The sequence below is a fragment of the Sphingobacterium zeae genome (assembly GCF_030818895.1).
In the GTDB taxonomy this organism is placed as follows: Bacteria; Bacteroidota; Bacteroidia; order Sphingobacteriales; family Sphingobacteriaceae; genus Sphingobacterium; species Sphingobacterium zeae.
In genome coordinates, this window is sequence record NZ_JAUTBA010000001.1 from 3,039,630 (window position 1) to 3,058,776 (window position 19,147).

Consider the following 19,147-nt stretch of genomic DNA (forward strand, 5'->3'; position numbering starts at 1 on the left):
TGTGGAAGGTATTGAAGCATCACGTTTTGAAGGATTGAAACCGTTTTAAATTTAGGGTAAAAATGAGCAAGTCAATTTCAATTTCTTTTTTTATACGGACGATATTGCTCGTTGCATTGACGGCATCATTTGTTCAATTTGAAAGCTTCTATAAGCAACGGGAGATTATTCGAAATATCTCATACGGATTAAACACATTTTTAACCGCTAGTGTTTTGATCTCAATTGGGCATTTTATACTTGTAAAATTATACAACAGTAGAAATGAACAACAGATTGTCCGTGGTAATTTTGTACTTGGAATTACACGCGTCGCTACTGTCGGTAATGTGTTTTTCATTATTGTCAGCCTAATGATTGCCGTTGGTATTAATCCCAAAGATTTTATTACCAGCATGACAATCGTTGCCATGGCGATTGCTGTTATATTTAGAGAGTATATCACCAATATGATTTCTGGTTTGATCATCATGTTTTCCGATCAATTTTCGGTGGGAGACCGGATAAAAATAGGCGAGTACCAAGGAAAGATTGTCGATATCACATTGGCCAATCTGGTTGTACGAGATGAAGATGACGACGCAGTAATGATTCCAAATAATTTAGTTTTTACGGCAACGCTGGTCAATAAAACTTCTCAAAAATCAAATAAAATCGTTGTTAAGTTTGAATTACCGATCGATGTTGCTGTCGCTGTAGAAGAATTGGAACGCTATTTAACACCTCTATTTCAGCAGAATCCGAATTTGGACCACGCCCAAGGTTTTATTATTAAGGTGGCCGATCTCGCTAAAGATTACATCAAGTACAAAGTTGAAGTTAGTACAATTTCTTCCAGCAACAAGATACATCAGCAGGTGCAGAGCAGAATATTGAATGAAATTTTGCAATTTCAGCGCGGCAAAGGTTAAATTTTTCTGACTTTGATATTTTTAACGAAGTGATGGCCCCCTTTTTCCAGAATCAGATCTGCGCGATATCTTGTTGGCAGAATATTCTTAATTAAGTTAGGCTTATTGATTTCATTCCAGATACTTACAGCCATAGACTGGCTTTCTTCAGTGGTCATATTTGCATATTTGTGGAAAAATGACGCTGGGTTTTGGAATGCAGTTTCACGGAGGGACTCAAATCGGTTGGTGTACCATTCGATCAAGTTTTTTTCGCTGGCGTGCACGTAAATCGAGTAATCAAAGAAATCGGAAACGAAGACGCTATGACCTTTTCTCGGCCGCTGAGAATTGACTTGTAACACATTAATTCCTTCTACAATGAGAATATCGGGCTGTTCGATGATTTGTTGCTCCTCGTCTGGCAGTACATCATAGATCAAGTGGCTGTAGACAGGGACTGCTATCTTTGGAGAACCGGATTTCACAGCGGAAAGGAAATGGATCAATCTTTTGGCATCATAGCTTTCCGGAAAACCTTTCCGGTTTAGAATACCGAGTTCAATGAGTTGTTTATTTGGGTAAAGAAAGCCATCTGTGGTCACCAGATCTACTTTTGGCTTTGAGGGAAGTAGACTGAGTACACGCTGCAAAACCCTTGCTGTAGTACTTTTGCCCACGGCAACCGATCCGGCGATACCGATGATGTATGGAAGTTTGCTTTCTTCCTTACCAAAGAAACGATTTGTTCGCTGATGAAGACTTTGGAAACGATCAATATGAATTTCAAGGAAATGACTCAACGGGACATAGACTTCTTCTATCTCCTGATTTGTCAGGGGTTCATTCAGTGCATGGAGGGTTTCCAAGTCTTCGACACTGAAGTTGTGCAAGACTTTCCCGTTTAAATTTTTCCAGTCTTCACGTTTGATCGATCGAAAAGGCGAGTCTATTGCTATTTGTGGATCCAATTGCATCGTTTGCTTTATTTTTAATACAAATATCTTTGTTTCAGCATAAGTGACCTTTCCTATTCGATTTTAACGATTTTAAAGGCCGTTTTTGCGCGGGCAAATATAAATACTGTTATTCGTTATCCCAAGAAACGCTACAAATGATTCGACGTTATTATAATAGGATTTGTTACTATTTTATGGACGGGGCACTTCTCAGCAATTTTAAATAGCCGCTGCTTTTGGACTTCGTCTAAATCTCCTTTAAAACTAATATAGCATTGTATATAGGTGGTTTGTTGTTGCTCACTCGTTTGTACTTCATGAGTTAGACGAACCAATACTTCTTCTAGGGGCCAGTCCTTCCTGTCAGCATACATTTTTACGGTAATGGCCTTGCAGCTCCCTAAGGAGGATAGTAGTAAGGGAATGGGATTGATGCCCTCATCTTCACCCCCTAAATCTTTTGGTTCATCCACTGTTAGCTGATGCTTTCCGTAGTGTACTGTGGTTGTATAGGGAATTTTCCCTATTGAAACGATTACTTCATTGTCCATACAATTTATAATTAAGCTTCAGCATCTTCCAATAGGCCTTCAATAATCAGGCTTCCTGTTGCTGGATTTGTTGCCAATGGCACATTATAAAGATCACATACACGCATAAGCATTTGAATATCCGGTTCATGTGCGTGTTTTCCTAGTGGATCGCGAAAGAAAATGATTCCATCAACCTTTCCTTCAGCAGCTAATGCCGCAATCTGTGCATCGCCGCCCATTGGGCCACTTAGTTTCAATTCTACCGGGAGCCCAGTTTGTCTGACATATGAACCCGTAGTTCCCGTGGCGATGATATCGGCGCGTTCTAACAAATCTTGGTGATCTTTGACAAATGCAACCATTTCTGGTTTCTTGCCGTCATGGGCTATCAATGCAATTGTTTTTTTCATCAGTATATATTTATGTGTTAAGCGATTGGCTTATATATGGAAAAGAACCATTCTGATCCTAATTTTCAAGCTATTTAAAAAATATATAGGATATAATGATTGCAGCGATCACTCCCGCCAATTCAGCTAGTAGAGCACATGGAAGCGCATGTCTAGTGCGTTTAATTCCTACGGCTCCAAAATATACTGCAAGGACGTAAAAAGTGGTCTCTGTGGATCCTTGAATAACACATGCAACCCGAGCCGCGAAGTCCATTGGACCTTTTGCATTCATCAAATCAACCATCAGTCCACGTGCGCCAGAGCCACTTAAAGGTTTCATAAAAGCAACAGGTAAGGCATCCACAAAGGATGTATCCAACCCGCATAAGGCAATGCCTTTAGCAATTCCCGCTACCATATAATCCATTGTCCCGGACGCCCTAAAGACGGCAATTCCAACAAGCATGGCAACCAGATAAGGTATTATTTTAACGGAAACCTCAAAGCCTTCTTTGGCGCCTTCAATAAAAGAATCATAGACATTTACCTTACGGAAAAGTGCCAACCCTATAAAAGAAGTAAATAAGCTAAATAAGATAACATTTCCAAATACTTTGCTGAATATTTCGATCTCCGATTGTTGTAGTCCAGAAAAGTAATAAAGCAGGCCTCCGATAAACAGGCACATCGCGCCCAAATATCCCAAAACTACACGATTCAACAGATTGATTTTTTGATAAATAGCCACAAGTATCAATGCAACCAGAGTGGAGAAGAATGTCGCTATTAAAATTGGTAAGAATACATCTGAAGGATCTGGTGCTCCTGCTTCTTTTCGATAGGCCATGATAGAAATTGGCAAGAGTGTCAAACTTGATGCATTGAGCACAATAAACATGATTTGGGCATTGGATGCAGTTTCTTTGTTTGGATTTAATTCCTGTAGTTCTTTCATCGCTTTAAGTCCCAAAGGCGTTGCAGCATTATCTAAACCAAGCGCATTGGCCGAGAAATTCATTAGAATAGAACCAAGTGCAGGGTGATTTTTTGGTATTTCAGGAAATAATTTATGAAAAAAAGGGCCTACGATTTTCGCGAAGATATTAATCATTCCCCCTTTTTCACCAATTTTCATGATGCCAAGGGCAAAACTCATCATGCCGATAAGTCCCAAGGAAATTTCGGCACCTGTCTTCGCACTATCAAAGATTGAGTTTACAATTTGCTGGAAAATTTCAGTATCCCCAAAAAAGATGAGTTTTACAAGGGCTACGGCAAATGTGATTAAAAAAAATGCAACCCAAACGTAGTTTAATGCCATATCGATTTAAAATATGCGTAAAAGTAATCTTTTAGAATTTATCCATCAACCTGCTCCATGGATTTTTCTTCTCCTTTTGATTCTTTTCTTTAATTAAATGAGCAACAATATAATCTAGCGTATCTTCATTCTCACTAATCAATTTATCCGATAAGGAGATCAATTTCTGTATATTATTAGTCGAGGCCGCGTCCAGCGATGCATTGATGCTAGCAAGATTAGCAGGTTCTATGCGGAGATAATTTTGCTGCTTGCCGTTACTTCGAAATAATTGCCTTATAAAAAATTCAGTGCTTTCAGATGACGCACTTGTCATAATGTCCACTAGTGCTGGACCGATTTGAATGGCAAGATTTTTCTTAAAATGCTCGTAGTTATAGGCGGTTTTTGAGACACCTGTTCCCAAAGATACCATAAACATATCATTTATCTGCGTGCTATTAAATGCCTTTAGGACTTCGAGTAAAGCGCATATAGACGGATTTTGGGCAAAGACGCCACCGTCAATCAAAGGGTATCTGGTTTTTGAAAGGGAGTAGATCTCAGCGACAGGGAAAAATGTGGGTGCGGCAGAAGTCGCTCTACAGACATCCCTGAGGTAGAAATCTCTCGCTTCACCATGTGTAATTGCTTTCTGTTGTCTGAAAAAATGATTTTTTCGTAATTCGATATTATATGCTGTGATAATACAGGGCTTGATTAAATGACTCAATCTCGCATTTTGAAAATATTTTTCCAGTACGTTTGATAAAGGAATAGGGGAATATAGCTCACTGACCAATCCAAAACCGCCTAAAAAATGCCGCCATTTGGAAGCGTTGAAAATTTCAGTACCATGATTGACAAATAAATTTAACGCGTCTCGCGCAGAAAATTTTGGTTGGGAGGGATTCCCTTCTTCTGGATAGAGCAGAATACTGGTCAGAATTCCACCGCTACTTGTACCTGCAATGAAGTCAAAATACGAGGCGATACGTGCATTTGTATCCATCGTCTGCTTTTGTAGTTTTTCTTCTAGAGCTACAAGTAGCATTGCGGGAATGATGCCTCTTATACCACCACCGTCAAGCGCGAGAATATTTTTCATACTAAAAGCTGATTTCGTTTATGCTATGTAAATATAATAAATGTATACAATTGGCCGGTCCATTTTCTTGGAGGTAACCAGGCCATTAGCCACTATTCCCAAAAGCTTTATCTGTGTTTTTGGCCATATCCTCTCCATTCATCTTGTCGATGGCTCAATACCAACTCCCAACTTAATAGGGAGTCAATACTACTTTTGTAAGGATATAACAGGGATTTACCCCTGTTATACCCCTGTTAACCCCCTGTAATTCCGCTGTTATTGGCAGAGGTGGTTGCGTGTTGATATTATTATGACCCTATTAAGCATGTGAGCGATATCAAATTAAGTTTTCCAATTCAGGCTGCACATTTGGTAATTCTCTATAAGTTCTTATAAAATAAAAAAAGCTGTCTCAATTTTATTGAGACAGCTTTTTTGTTTAGATTGGATCGATTTAATTGAACCAAGCAAATACCTCGTCTTTTGTGGGCATATTGATATCTAGTTTAAGTTTTTTACGCATACCGCCAAGGTCGTTAAATACCTTATTTGGATTTGCCTCTTTTAAAGCTTCAATGGTTGTAAAACCCATTTTTTGCAGTGCTGGTACCCATACCGCAGGAATACCTAGCTGCTCGTAATCTTGTATTTCGGCCACTCGAGCAACTTTTTCTGGCCGCATTTGTGGAAAGAAAAGAACTTCTTGAATGGAGGCATTGTCTGTCAGGAACATAATCAAACGATCCATTCCAATACCAAGTCCAGAAGTAGGTGGCATACCATATTCGAGTGAACGTAAGAAATCCTGATCAATAAACATTGCTTCGTCATCCCCCTTTTCGGAAAGGCGCAATTGTTCTTCAAAACGTTCACGTTGATCAATCGGATCATTTAACTCCGAATACGCATTGGCGATCTCTTTTCCGCAGACCATCAGCTCAAAACGCTCTGTTAAATCAGGATTATCTCGATGTTTTTTGGTCAAAGGAGACATTTCTTTAGGATAATCCGTGATGAAAGTAGGTTGAATGTAGTTGCCTTCGCACTTCGCACCAAAAATTTCGTCTATTAATTTACCTTTTCCCATCGTTTCATTCACATCAATACCCATTCCTTTAGCAGCGATACGAATTTCATCTTCAGATTTTCCAGTAATATCGAATCCAGTAAATTCTTTGATAGAATCTGTCATCGAGATACGTTTATATGGGGCTTTAAAGTCAATTTTATGGGTACCGAACGTAACTTCAGTTGTTCCGTTGACGGCTGATGCACAGTGTTCCAAAAGACGTTCCGTAAAATCCATCATCCAATTGTAGTCTTTATACGCTACATAAATCTCCATCGCTGTGAATTCGGGATTATGTGTGCGGTCCATTCCTTCGTTGCGGAAGTTTTTAGAAAATTCATACACACCGTCAAATCCTCCTACGATCAATCTTTTTAAATATAACTCGTTAGCAATGCGAAGGTATAATGGAATATCCAACGCATTGTGGTGGGTTATAAATGGACGCGCTGCTGCTCCACCGGGAATAGACTGTAAAACTGGTGTTTCTACTTCCATGTAACCTGCATCGTTAAAGAACTGACGCATTGCATTGAAGAGTTTGGTCCGTTTTATAAATATATCTTTATTACCTGGATTGACAATCAAATCGACATAGCGCATTCTATAGCGTTGTTCAGGATCTGTAAAGGCATCGAAAGTTTTTCCTTCAGCAGATTTGACAACGGGTAGCGGTCGTAGCGATTTGGATAAAACAGTAAGTTGTTCTACGTGCACTGCAATCGCTTCAGTTTGCGTTGTGAAGACATAGCCTTTGATACCGACGATATCACCAATATCCAACAGTTTTTTAAAAACTACGTTGTATAAATCCTTATTCTCGTCCGGGCAAATGTCATCCCGTTTAATATAAGCTTGAATACGGCCAGTAGAATCTTGAATTTCAAAAAATGAAGCACTTCCCATGACGCGACGGCTCATAATGCGACCAGCTAGGGTAATGTTCTTGTAATTCAATTTATCTCTATCGTAATTTTCTAAAATATCAGCAGCATGTGCATTAACGACAAATTCATTCGCTGGAAATGGGTCAATTCCCATGTCCAACAACGATTGCATCGCTTGTCTTCTAAGTTGTTCCTGTTCGGATAATACAGTACTCATTCGGTATGAATAATATTTAAAATGTGAAAATCAAGCAAAAATAGCCATTTTTTTCAATTCTTTTTATTGATTTTTTTATGAAATCGCTGTAGCGAAAATGCTTAGCGTATCGTTAAAGAGTAAAAAATAGTTAGATAGTGATATTACAAGGGGACAATTGGCTATTTAGTTTTAAGTTTTATGATTTTAATTCGGTTATTTCCTCAAAAAAAGATTTTATTTACCGGGGGAAATTTGATGAATTGTCGCATAGGTAATGTAATTCATTGCATATCAAAGGCAATTTGTCTAAGTTTGAAACTTGATAATTAAATAGTTTAAGTGGGTATAATTCGGTCATATTTTTATAACAAGAAGTTATCATCTTTAGATGATGCCTTAGCACGTTGCTTGCTAGATCGCGAGGACGGGAAGGCCTTCGTTTATAAGAAATATTATGGATATCTCATGGCAATTATTATCCGGTACGTAAAACAGGATGTGGATGCTGAAGAACTTGTGAATGAGAGTTTTGTTAGAGTGTTTCGAAAATTAGAGTCTTTTAATCGAAATATAGACGATGAAAATCTTGAAAAATCTTTTCGAGCATGGATAGGTCGAATAGCGGCCAATATTTCCATTGATTTTTTACGAAGTAAGAAGCAACTTTATTCGGTTGAAGATCTGGGAGAAGGTGACATGCACACACCAGCGGTTCAACTGGAAAGTCGTTTGGAAGTCAATGAGATTATGCGGCTGTTGGATCAGCTTCCTGACATCCAAAAAACTATTTTTAATCTCTATGAAATTGAGGGTTATTCACACGATGAAATTGCCCAAATGCTTAATATACCTGATAGTACTTCACGTACTTATCTGACTCGAGCGAAGCAAAAACTTAGGAAATTATACTTGAATTATACAGGCGTAGTTCAAGAAATAAGATAAATATTGTTGTTACGATGAAAGACAATAAGAAAAAGGAATTGATAGATGAGATCATTGGACAATTAAAAGACCATGAACTTCCTTATAAAGAAGGTTCGTGGGAAAAATTTGCTTCATCATATGACTCAATACCGCAGCGTCCGCCGAATTGGAAGTATTGGAGCGCAGCGGCTGCCTTACTCGTGTTTGCTGGTGTTGGCTATTGGGGCATGAATAACGATACGCCTAAGGATGCGCCGGCTGTGGTCATAGTAAAGAATCAGCCAACTGATGTTGTGATCGGAAATAATAAGGATTTGAAAGAGTCCATGCAACGTTCGCTGTCGGATGCTATTCGTGATGATGATTTAGTCAGCGAGAAATTATTCCGAACGACACCGTTTGCCTACGCAGGAGTGGCAAACCATCCAGTTCAACATAGCGACAATAAGCGTGTAATATTAAGTTCTGGACGGCTAATGCCAGCTACTGATTTAACTTTTTCGAAGGAAATTGCCAGCCTACAATCAATCCCGTTAAAGAATAGTAAGTTCTCAGCGAATATTGATTGGGACGAAGATGATGGGGAAGGTGTTGCAGCTCAATCTAATTCGATAGCAATTTCTTCTGGCAATATGACACAGCGTGATGCGGCGAAACTCTCACAGCTATACGCTATGCAACAAGGGAATACAAGAACCAGCATTATCCAGAATGAAACCAGTCGAGAAAAAAAATGGGAGATGGGGGCTTTTGTTTCTCCAGCTTCAACCTCGGAGAGTATAACACTTGGCGGTGGTGTTGCACTGGCTTATAATATTTCGAGCAAAATAAGTCTTCGGTCCGGAGCCTCTATTCAACATTATGGTGCTGTTTCTGGGAATACACCTATTACTCCAGCAATGGCATCAAACTCATTTAGTTTAGATGCTCCAAATTATATTTCGCAGTCAAATAGCAGTAATTCATTTATTACGCGGACTGCGGATGCAAAAGATGCGAAGAGCAATGAGCGAGTATCTGGTAAAATCTTAACAGTGGACATTCCTGTGGATGTGAGGTATGCGATTACGAAGAACTTTTACACGTCTGTGGGCGTGTCTTATGTAGGTGTATTGGATCAGGAGCGCGCAATGATTTATGAGACTAATAATACGGAATATAAACAAAAATCGACAGATAAAAATGTAGATGACAAAGGTGTAAATGGCTTTGTAAATTTTTCAGTTGGTAGGAAACAGAAAATTGGTAAACTATCGATTTCTGTAGAGCCTTATTATAAAGCCCCCATTGGAGGACTAAAATCCTCCGATTTGAACTACAGTAATGGTGGAGTGAAAATAATTACGAGTTTTTAACCCCCACCAAATAATCAAGAGCCGCAATAAGTGTGTAATTTATTGCGGCTTTTTTATCGGATTCAGTTGTATTAAATTTCATCTACCCGAACCCAACCCATTCCTGCAGCTTTAGCACCTTCAACACCCGGAATACCATCTTCATAGACTAAGCATTTTTTGGGATCAATATTTAATTGTGAGGCTGCCAAAAGAAAAGGCTGCGGAGATGGCTTCCCTTCGGGAGTATCGCCTGCACACACTAATGCTTCCAAATCATCCCATACACCAATTGTATTCAATGTCATCGATAAAGTCGATCTCGTTCCTCCAGATACAGCTGCAATATGTTTTTTGCCTTTTTGATATTTTAGATGTTCAACGACATAATCTACCGGCTGGGTTTTAAATACATACTCATCGCGAAATATAGTAGATTTAAGCGTGGAAAATTCTTGATAATCGAAATCCACTTGATAGCGTTTGCTGATTTCTTCTGCAACGGCAACAGTTGGCCATCCAGCAGTTTCGTCGATCAAATTAACATCCAATTCAATTCCATAGTGTTCTGCCGCAGCTTTGTATGCTTGTTTATGCGCGTGCATATTATCTGCCAAAGTACCATCGACATCAAACAATAGCGCATCGTAGGACTCGGCGAGAAGGTTTAGTAATTCAAATTTACGTTGTGATTCAGGTGACATATATTTTCAATAGTGAATGGTAAAAATAAAGAAATATAATTGGACAAGCAAAAAAGAAGCCTTCCCTGAATTTTAGGAAAGGCTTCTTTGCGATTAGCTCGGTATTGATTTTAACACCGGAGGCTACATATAACTAGTGAGCACTTAAATTTTTAGCTTTCTCCGCATCGAAATTAGCTTCCAATTCCGCTAGTTTTTTCTTACCATAAGCCATGCGTGTAATCACGACGAACAGAACGGGAACGATAAATATCGCAAGGAGCGTAGCGGCCGTCATACCGCCAAATACGGTCCAACCAATTGTTTGGCGAGATATAGCACCAGCACCATGGGATAGCATCAATGGAATAATCCCCAGAATAAATGCAAAAGATGTCATAATGATTGGGCGTAAACGCAATTTTACTGCATCTAAAGTTGCCTCATATAGGTTCATTCCAATATCAACCCTTTCCTTGGCAAACTCTACAATCAGAATCGCATTTTTGGCTGCTAGACCAATAATTGTAACCAGACCGATTTGTGCATAGATGTTATTATCCAAGGTTGGAATCAGCGTCAATGTTAGGATTGCTCCAAATACTCCCAAAGGCACAGATAATAAAATAGAAAAAGGTACAGACCAGCTTTCGTACAATGCTGCTAAAAGTAGGAACACAAATAGAATACACAACGCAAAAATTTGAATGGTCTTGGATCCTGATTGCATTTCTTGTAACGATAGACCGGAAAACTGATAGTCAAAACCTTCTGGCAAAGTTTGGGCTGCAACTTCCTGTAAAGCTTTTAGAGCATCCCCTGAAGAATAACCCGGAGCAGAGCTACCGTTGACCTCAATACTTCTAAAGATATTGTAGTGATTGATGATTGAAGGCATTGTCGTCAATTCATAGCTAACCAGGGTACCCATCGGTACGGGGTTTCCTGAGATATTGTTGACATACAACTTATTAATATCTTCAATATTCATGCGGTATGGTATATCGGCCTGTGTAACAACCCGATAACTACGACCATACTTTGTGAAGTCATTGACATAGCTACTACCCAAATAGGACGATATTGTTGAATAGATACTTGAGATCGGCACACCCATACGTTTTGCCTGTTCACGGTTTACCTCCAATTTGTAGTTTGGCGAATTGGTGTTAAACAATGTGTAAGCCATTCCAATTTCCGGACGTTGGTTGGCAGCCATCAAGAATTTACCGACTGTGGCCTCGAAGTCTTTTATGTTGACAGTTTGCAAATCCTGTACCTGCATCGAGAAGCCCCCAGATGTACCTAAACCTGGAATTGCCGGTGGCGTTACCGCCAATACTCTGGCCTTGGTATAGCCTGCATACTTGCCCATAATCATCCCGGCAATATCGTTTGCAGTGCGTGAACGCGTTTCCCAAGGTTTAAGCGAAACGAATACTGTCGCCCCGTTGGATTTAAATGCACGGTTCAGGATATTGATACCGGAGATTGCAGTAACATATTTGATTTCGGGGAAAGTCTTATGTAGATCAGCTTCAATTTCTTTTAGCACTTCATTTGTACGCGCAGAGGAAGAACCTTCGGGCAACGTTATACCTGCAAAAAATGCACCACCATCCTCAGAAGGAATAAATCCAGTGGGTTTGGTTGTAAACATCCAGCCTGTTCCAATAAAAATACATAAGAGAATAATTAACACCAGGGGTGCTTTTTTGATCGCCTGTTTTACACCATTAGCGTATTTTATCGTTACTTTTTCAAACCAAACATTAAATTTATAGAAAAATTTGTTCAATCCTCTTGCGCCTTCATGTACTGCTGTAGGCTTCAATAAAATTGAACATAATGCTGGGGTTAAAGAAAGTGCAATAAATGCAGATAACATGACGGATACGGCAATTGTGATGGCAAATTGTTGGTACAATTTACCGACCATACCTGGTATAAAACCGACTGGTACAAACACGGCTGCTAAAATCAATGCAATTGCAATAACCGGAGCGGTAATATCGCCCATAGCGCGCCGTGTTGCTTCTTTTGCATCCAGCTTATAGTGGTCGATGTAATGCTGTACTGCTTCCACAACAACAATGGCATCATCCACCACAATACCGATAGCCAATACAAAAGCAAGCATCGTCAGGTTGTTGATTGAAAAACCAAACATGAGGAAGAATATGAAGGTACCAACGATGGATACTGGAATGGCCAGTACAGGAATTAATGTTGCCCTCCAACTTTGAAGAAAGAAAAACACCACAACCGTAACTAGGATTAACGCTTCAACTAGCGTGTGTATAACGGAAGAAATTGAGGCATTTACAACGGATACAGTTTCGTAACTGATCGTATAATCGACATCGGTTGGAAAAGATTTCTTCAATTTTTCCAAAGCATTAACAATACCCTCAGCCGACTCGACTGCATTACCGCCAGGCGTCTGGTTGATCATCATGGCCGAGGAGGTCATCCCGTTTACAGTAGACGATGTACCATAATTGAACTGACCCAATTCTACACGTGCAACATCCTTTAAGAGTACAATTGACCCATCCTTATTGGTTTTTACAATGATGTTTTCAAAATCCTCTGGATTGGAAAGGTCACTATCGGTAATCACCGGGTACTCAAATACCGTTGAAGACTCTTGCGGACGTCCACCGACACTACCACCAGGTATACGGGAGTTTTGTTCTGCAATTGCAGTCGATACATCGGCGGGAGTCATGCTCAGGTTGGCCAATTTGTTCGCATCAAGCCATACGCGCATAGAGAATGGCTGACCAAAGGCGGTTACGTCACCGACACCTTTCACACGTAAGAGCGCGTCTTTTACGTATAAGTTGTTGTAATTAGCTAAGAAATTTTCGCTTCTCGTTCCTTTTGGAGAAGTTAGCGCAACTAACATGAGGATATCGTTATTGGCTTTACGCGTCGTAATCCCGAGACGTCTAACAGCTTCAGGGAGGGCTGGCTCAGCAATTCCCACACGGTTTTGTACATCTAGGGTAGCTATATCGATATCCGTACCTACTTCAAATGTCACCGTAATTGTTGCTTGACCATTGGATGTGCTATTAGACGACATATAAATCATGCCAGGTGTACCATTGATCTGACTCTCGATAAGAGTTGTCACGGTTTGTTCAACCGTCTGTGCATCCGCTCCGGTGTAATTTGCTGTAACCGTTACAGTTGGAGGTGCAATAGAAGGATACTGGCTAATTGGCAACGTAGATACTGCAATAATCCCGATGATTGAAATCAAAATCGAAATAACGATTGCGGTAACTGGCCTCTTAATAAATACTTCTGAAATCATTCTATATTTTTTAGATTCTCTTTAAAAATTAGTGGTGTTATTTTCCCTGAGGAGCTCCTTTCGCAGCCTGTTGAGCTGCCACGGCAGCATCCACTACTTTAACTCCATTTTGGACATTCATAGTGCCATCGACGATAATTTTCTCGCCGTCTTTGACACCTTCTTTGATCACGACTTTGTCGCCAGCTTTGATACCCAGTTTTACTTGATGTATCTCCGCTTTACTGCTGTCGTTGATGGTATATATATTGAAAACACCTAACTGCTCAAATACCGCTTTGTAGGGAACAACAATTTCTTCTTTGGAAGAGGTTGTTGATACATTCATAGTGATATTCATACCTGCACGAAGTTCATTGGCATTGTTCGGAAATGTCGCCCGTACTTTGATGGTTCCAGTTGCAGGATCGACTGCGCGGTCAATGGTTGTGATCGTTCCTTTTCCCTCATAAGTGCTTCCATTGGGTAGCATAAGCGAAAGATCTGAAGAGGAACGGCTACTTTGTAATTGGCTAAATTTGCTAATATCCTTTTCGTTTACCTGAAATTCTACAGCAATTGGGCTGGTAGAAGATAAGGTATTCAATAGGGTGGTACCGGGATTAACTAAAGCGCCCAACCGTACTTGTGATATTCCTACAGTGCCACTAAAAGGAGCCCGAATAGTCGATCGTGATAAATTGGTATTTGCTGTGACTAGCGCTGCGCGAGCAGACTCTACCTGAGCTTGAGCAGCAGCAACGCTTGATTGCGCATTATCAAAGGTCTGTTTTGCGATTGCATCCTTATCTGCCAGTGTTTGATATCTTCCTAAATCTCTTTTTTGGCGGTCCAACTCTGTCTGTGCGACTTGGAGGCTAGCTTTGGCTTGTTGAACCGCAGCATTATAGCGTGTACCATCAATTTCATAAAGGGCTTGTCCTTTCGTAACTGCTGCGCCATCTGAAACATATATTTTGGTGATATAACCGCTCACTTCTGCAAATAGGTCTGCTTCATTCAGCGGTTTAACTGTCGCAGGATAGCTTATTGTACCTGTTACAATCTCATGTGATGCTACACCGAAAGTAACTGGGACGACTTTCTCGGCTTGCGCCTGTGGCGGCCCTTGCTTTTTAGCATCTTTATTTCCACAAGAGGTCCATACTAAAGCTGTCCCTAGGAAGAAAGCGAATAATAATTGTCTTTTATTCATGATTTGTATTAGTTTCCTTTTTAATTGATTAATTTGTTTGAATTGATCCGATAGCTTTTTGTACATCAAGCTTACTCGCTAACAAGGCATAGAGTGCATTCAAATAATTCAGTTGTGTTGTTTTTAAATCAGTCTCAGCTGTCATCAAATCCAGATATGTTTTGATCCCCTCATCATATTGTAGTTTGATTGTCTCATAAACTTCTTTGGAGAGTGTAACGTTTTCCTGGGCTGTCTTCCAGTCGCTTAAATTGGCATTATAAGTGGCACGTGCCATAGAATATTGCGTATTGACCGAAGTCTCTAAGTTCTTAATATCCCAATCAATGCGCTCTTCCTGAAGTCTGGATTTATTGATTTGATTTTTACGCTTAAATCCTTGAAAAATAGGGAGCGATAGATTTAAGCCTGCGATCGAACTTGGAATATTATCATTGTACAACTTTCCAAAACTATTGTTTCTGTAGTTAAATGCGTAATTATAGAATGCACTGATGTTTGGAAGATAAGTCCACTTATAATATTGCGTGTTTAATTCTTGAATCTTTTTGGAAGTCTGTAATTGTTGAAATTCAATGCGATTGGTCACATTCAATCCGGAGGTCGTATCCAATAAGATTTGACTTTCCATATCAGCGTTATTGAAAGATAAGGTCAAATTTTGACTTTTATCCAATGCCAAAAGCTGTTTTAAATAGTCATATTTATATTTGCGCATCTCAACGGTACGCTTTTCGTCAGCTCTGGCATTAGCCAAGGCGATCTGTGCACGCTTGTAATCGGTCTTATCCACCACACCAACTTCATAACGTACATGTGAATCGTTGTATTGCTTTTGAAGACGGGCGATATTTTCCTGAACAATTTTAATTTGTTCTTCCGAAGTCAAAATGTCGTAATAAGCTTTGCTGACATCGACAACGGCGTCGATTTTCTGACTTTCGGTATTTTGTCTGTTACTTAGCCGAAGCAGGTCAGCCCCTTTTTTGGCTTGCATTAACGCCGGGTTTAGAATTTGTTGGTCAGCCTGCAACGTTAATGCACTACTATTTTTAGTTCCCAGAGGGATATTAGCACCATTAAAGAACATCGTAGGCAATTTGACGTTGTGATTGAAATTGCCGGTTAAACCCAGCTGCGGATACCAACCAGAAAGTGAAATATCAATATCTCTTTCCCCGATGGTTTCATCAAGCTCGGCTTGCTTAATCGAAATTTTATTCCGTAAAGCATAATCTATCAGCTGCTGAAGTGTCGCATTTGGCGGCAAGCTTTCAGGTTGCTGTTGTGCAAATCCTGTATTACTCAGAAGCGAAAGGGTCGCTAAAGAATAAACGATTTTATTAAACTTCATATATGTAATTAATTATTATTTTCTTTATTAATAGCTCCGTCCCAAATAATCCCAACCAGTGTCTCCACATTTTGTTCAGAAAAACTGAGATCTTTAAATTTGATACTATGAACTGTCGATAATGCCACTCCGATATAACTGGCCACTAACAGATGGACATCTACCTGCTTTAAAATTTTCCGATCGATACCCTCTTGCAGGAAGTCGACAACTTTATTTTGCCCGCCCAAGGGCTCTTGTATCTCCGCTTTATTTTTTTCGTAGTAAGGGGACGAAAAAAATTGCTCAAAAAAACTGAAGATGGGCCCATTCTCGAGATAGAATTTGACAAAGTTGCGCCAAATATGAAAAAATGAATCTCTATACTCGAAATCATCTCTTATACCATCAAAAATATAATCATTTAACAGTGTTCTACAGTGTTTGAACAGCGCAAATATCAGATCATCTTTTGAAGGGAAATAATGGTAGATAGTTCCTATAGCTACATCAGAGTCTTGTGCGATTTTGCTCATCGGCGTTCCATGGAAGCCGTTGGTCTGTATCAGCTTTAGCGTACTCGCCAATACAGCCGCAATTTTTTCATTATAATTCATCAATCGAACGTTCATTCGGTTGCAAAATTAGCGATTAATTTGATTCCAAAATGTCAGAATATTGTTATAAATCAATAAATCAAAAATCTTGAAATATTGGATCAATAATACAATAAGAGAAAATAAATAAAATTGTTTTTTATTTTTTTTGGGTAGCTTGATGGGCTGTATCCAATAATAGCAAATTAATGGTTACTATCAGCCTAGTGTATAGGCACTAGCTGGATTGGAGATGGCGTAGAAAAGAGCAGAAGCGGCGTTTTTCATCTAACGGCCGCTTCTTCTAATTGCATTTTTTTAAGTTCTTTTCGACCTTTTCAAGGGAATAAATCTGTTTCCCTTTGTTAATTTTAGTATTAATGTAGGTCAACACATAAGCGATATCGATTGAAGAAAGGTTTGAGGCAGGCATCGTATTGTTAAAGTTCCTACCTGCAACTTCAAGTTCTCCTGAAATTCCGTACTTGATGATACAAGCTAGTTGATCGCTATTTTTTTGTAGAAATGTAGTGTCAGTTAATGGAGGATAGAGATTGCCCAATCCTTCACCCTTATCGCCGTGACAATTTTGGCAATGTGTCCGATATACTTTTTGACCATTGACTGCATATTGTGCAGTTCTGATATCAACTTCTTGCTGACAGCCTATCAATATTGATAAGATAACACCAATTATTACGACGGTTGTTAAGAGGATGCGCATGTCACTTTTTACTCTCGCTCAATAGTAACGGTAAGTCATTCATTAGTTTTTTCACCTGCTCATCATTGGTGCCGTCATAGGCTCCTCGAATTCTTTTGTCTTTATCTATTAAGACTAGATATCCCTGATGATCATAACCTCCAGGTGCGTTCTTATCCTCGGCTGTATAGACTAGGTATTGATTGGCTAGACCATAAATGTCGGCTTTAGTTCCAGAAACAAATTGCCAGTGATTATTGGTTACGCCCAATTTTGTTGCGTAGTCTTTCAACACATAAGGTTGATCATATTTAAAGTCGATACTATGCGATAAAAAGCGAACTTCCTCATTATCCTTATATTGTTGATATATTTTTAATAGGTTGCGGTTCATCGTCGGACATATACTTGGACAGTGCGTAAAGAAAAAATTGGCAATATACACCTTTCCGTCAAAATCCTTATCCGAGATCATTGCACTGTCCTGATTAAGCAGATTAAAGGTCGGAATGGTATGATAAATAGTATCTATAATGCTTTTTCCATCAACTTTTTTTTCTATAGCTTCTCTTTCGCCATAGATGGGTAAAGTTGTCTGGTCATTGTTTTTGCAGGAAAATAAACCGAGTAAAAGGCTAGCTGCGGAGTAAAATTTAGTTATGGATCTCATGAGTCTACTCTTTTTTTAGCTGGATCATTTTTTCGCGAACACGCTAATGTTCATCCTTTAAAATGTCGGGCTTATTCAAATTGAATGTATTCGTTTAAAAACTCTTTAATTTTTCGTTGCTCTCTTTCGAAACATTGTCAAATATCTTTTTCATATCACTTACCTTTTGAAGTTCAGTTTCAAAGTATTTAGCATCTGTAGAATCAGGATTATATCCCTTCATCCAGTCCATCATATGTTCTGTAGCACTCTCCAAATTAGCTTTCAATATACTGAGCTCTTTTCTTGTCGAACTAGTATCCAGATCAGGTTTAGCTGTCTTCATAGTTTTTAAATTGTCCAAAATGGAATCTATCTTGACAGCATCGCGGTCGAAATGAGCAATTTGAGGCATGATCTCGTCATGTATTTTAATTGTTGAATCCTGCAGGGCCTTCACGGTCGTTTCACCATTCCCCTGAGTTCCACATGCTGCAATTGCCAACGATGCGATAGCTACAAACGCGATTTTATTCATGTTATTATCTTTTGGTAATTTGACAAAGATATTAATTTCTTATGGCTCAACATTTCGATTTCTCGAAGGGAATGTAAAATTCAAGTCACGAATATAGGTTTCGCAACGTACAGTAGCGCATAGGTCGCCCGATTTGTCTTTAATTTCTAAGGAAAAGTCTTTTACTACCCGTCCTTTTGTCCGGATGATATGTGCACATTCTTCAAGAATTTCATCGGAAAGTTCCACACTATACTCTACACTAGTTTTACCTGGCTTTTTAAAAACAATTTGCGATGATTTTAACCAGGCAACGGTTTTCTTAAAACCGATTTTTTGAAGATATTGATCAATTAGGATAGGGAAGATCGGGTCGGCTGCAGAGAATATCGTTCCTCCAAATAATGTTTTGTTGGTATTGATATTGAAGGGTGTCTTATATATTTTTACTTTAGCACCCTGAAAGCCAGGGCTAATTTTTTTAACCCAGATTCCCTGAAATAGAAAAGGGGGGTAAATGCGTAATAGCCATGTTAAGGCAAGTGGACTATATCTCATGATACAAA

General features: G+C 39.3%; 18 protein-coding genes. 3 read left to right on the forward strand and 15 right to left on the reverse strand.

Going from position 1 to position 19,147, the window contains the following annotated elements; genetic code table 11:
- The first annotated feature begins 62 nt into the window (after positions 1-62).
- A complete protein-coding gene (locus QE382_RS12700; RefSeq protein ID WP_307186217.1) occupies positions 63-911 on the forward strand; it encodes a mechanosensitive ion channel family protein in 849 nt (282 codons plus the stop codon).
- On the opposite strand, the gene coaA is transcribed toward QE382_RS12700, so the two are convergent.
- From coaA to lysS, 6 genes are all read right to left on the reverse strand, one after another.
- Entirely contained in the window at positions 908-1,867 is a 960-nt protein-coding gene (gene coaA / locus QE382_RS12705; protein WP_307186218.1) for a type I pantothenate kinase, read from the reverse strand. The two genes, QE382_RS12700 and coaA, sit on opposite strands and share 4 nt — an antisense overlap.
- A gap of 131 nt (positions 1,868-1,998) precedes the next feature.
- Entirely contained in the window at positions 1,999-2,400 is a 402-nt protein-coding gene (locus QE382_RS12710; RefSeq protein ID WP_307186219.1) for an OsmC family protein, read from the reverse strand.
- A gap of 11 nt (positions 2,401-2,411) precedes the next feature.
- Positions 2,412-2,792, reverse strand: a complete 381-nt coding sequence (locus QE382_RS12715) for a methylglyoxal synthase (protein ID WP_294350507.1) — start codon at positions 2,790-2,792, stop codon at positions 2,412-2,414.
- A 70-nt stretch (positions 2,793-2,862) separates the two neighbouring features.
- Positions 2,863-4,095 carry a spore maturation protein gene (locus tag QE382_RS12720; protein ID WP_293884597.1) on the reverse strand — a complete coding sequence of 411 codons (1,233 nt, stop codon included), beginning with the start codon at positions 4,093-4,095 and terminating at the stop codon, positions 2,863-2,865.
- 31 nt (positions 4,096-4,126) lie between these two features.
- Entirely contained in the window at positions 4,127-5,182 is a 1,056-nt protein-coding gene (locus QE382_RS12725; RefSeq protein ID WP_307186220.1) for a patatin-like phospholipase family protein, read from the reverse strand.
- A 436-nt stretch (positions 5,183-5,618) separates the two neighbouring features.
- Positions 5,619-7,337 carry a lysine--tRNA ligase gene (lysS, locus tag QE382_RS12730; protein ID WP_307186221.1) on the reverse strand — a complete coding sequence of 573 codons (1,719 nt, stop codon included), beginning with the start codon at positions 7,335-7,337 and terminating at the stop codon, positions 5,619-5,621.
- Positions 7,338-7,658: 321 nt separating this feature from the next.
- On the opposite strand from lysS, the gene QE382_RS12735 reads away from it, so the two are divergent.
- Positions 7,659-8,264, forward strand: a complete 606-nt coding sequence (locus QE382_RS12735) for an RNA polymerase sigma factor (RefSeq protein WP_307186222.1) — start codon at positions 7,659-7,661, stop codon at positions 8,262-8,264.
- Between the two features lie 14 nt (positions 8,265-8,278).
- Complete coding sequence (locus tag QE382_RS12740; RefSeq protein ID WP_307186223.1) at positions 8,279-9,601, forward strand: hypothetical protein; 1,323 nt, start codon at positions 8,279-8,281, stop codon at positions 9,599-9,601.
- 71 nt (positions 9,602-9,672) lie between these two features.
- On the opposite strand, the gene QE382_RS12745 is transcribed toward QE382_RS12740, so the two are convergent.
- The 9 genes from QE382_RS12745 to QE382_RS12785 form a co-directional block, all read right to left on the reverse strand.
- Complete coding sequence (locus QE382_RS12745; RefSeq protein ID WP_307186224.1) at positions 9,673-10,284, reverse strand: HAD family hydrolase; 612 nt, start codon at positions 10,282-10,284, stop codon at positions 9,673-9,675.
- 133 nt (positions 10,285-10,417) lie between these two features.
- Positions 10,418-13,588, reverse strand: a complete 3,171-nt coding sequence (locus QE382_RS12750) for an efflux RND transporter permease subunit (protein WP_307186225.1) — start codon at positions 13,586-13,588, stop codon at positions 10,418-10,420.
- Positions 13,589-13,625: 37 nt separating this feature from the next.
- Positions 13,626-14,783 (reverse strand): efflux RND transporter periplasmic adaptor subunit, encoded by a 1,158-nt coding sequence (locus QE382_RS12755; RefSeq protein WP_307186226.1) that lies wholly within the window; start codon positions 14,781-14,783, stop codon positions 13,626-13,628.
- 28 nt (positions 14,784-14,811) lie between these two features.
- Positions 14,812-16,137, reverse strand: coding sequence for a TolC family protein (locus QE382_RS12760; protein WP_307186227.1), 1,326 nt, complete (start codon positions 16,135-16,137; stop codon positions 14,812-14,814).
- A gap of 8 nt (positions 16,138-16,145) precedes the next feature.
- Complete coding sequence (locus QE382_RS12765) at positions 16,146-16,733, reverse strand: TetR/AcrR family transcriptional regulator (protein ID WP_307186228.1); 588 nt, start codon at positions 16,731-16,733, stop codon at positions 16,146-16,148.
- A 283-nt stretch (positions 16,734-17,016) separates the two neighbouring features.
- The gene (locus tag QE382_RS12770) at positions 17,017-17,436 is read right to left on the reverse strand and encodes a c-type cytochrome (RefSeq protein WP_307186229.1); all 420 of its coding nucleotides are present in this window, start codon (positions 17,434-17,436) and stop codon (positions 17,017-17,019) included.
- Between the two features lies 1 nt (position 17,437).
- A complete protein-coding gene (locus QE382_RS12775; RefSeq protein ID WP_307186230.1) occupies positions 17,438-18,085 on the reverse strand; it encodes an SCO family protein in 648 nt (215 codons plus the stop codon).
- A gap of 94 nt (positions 18,086-18,179) precedes the next feature.
- A complete protein-coding gene (locus tag QE382_RS12780; protein WP_307186231.1) occupies positions 18,180-18,602 on the reverse strand; it encodes a transposase in 423 nt (140 codons plus the stop codon).
- A gap of 39 nt (positions 18,603-18,641) precedes the next feature.
- On the reverse strand, positions 18,642-19,139 hold the full coding sequence (locus QE382_RS12785; RefSeq protein ID WP_209579240.1) for a PaaI family thioesterase: 498 nt from the start codon (positions 19,137-19,139) through the stop codon (positions 18,642-18,644).
- Positions 19,140-19,147: the final 8 nt, after the last annotated feature.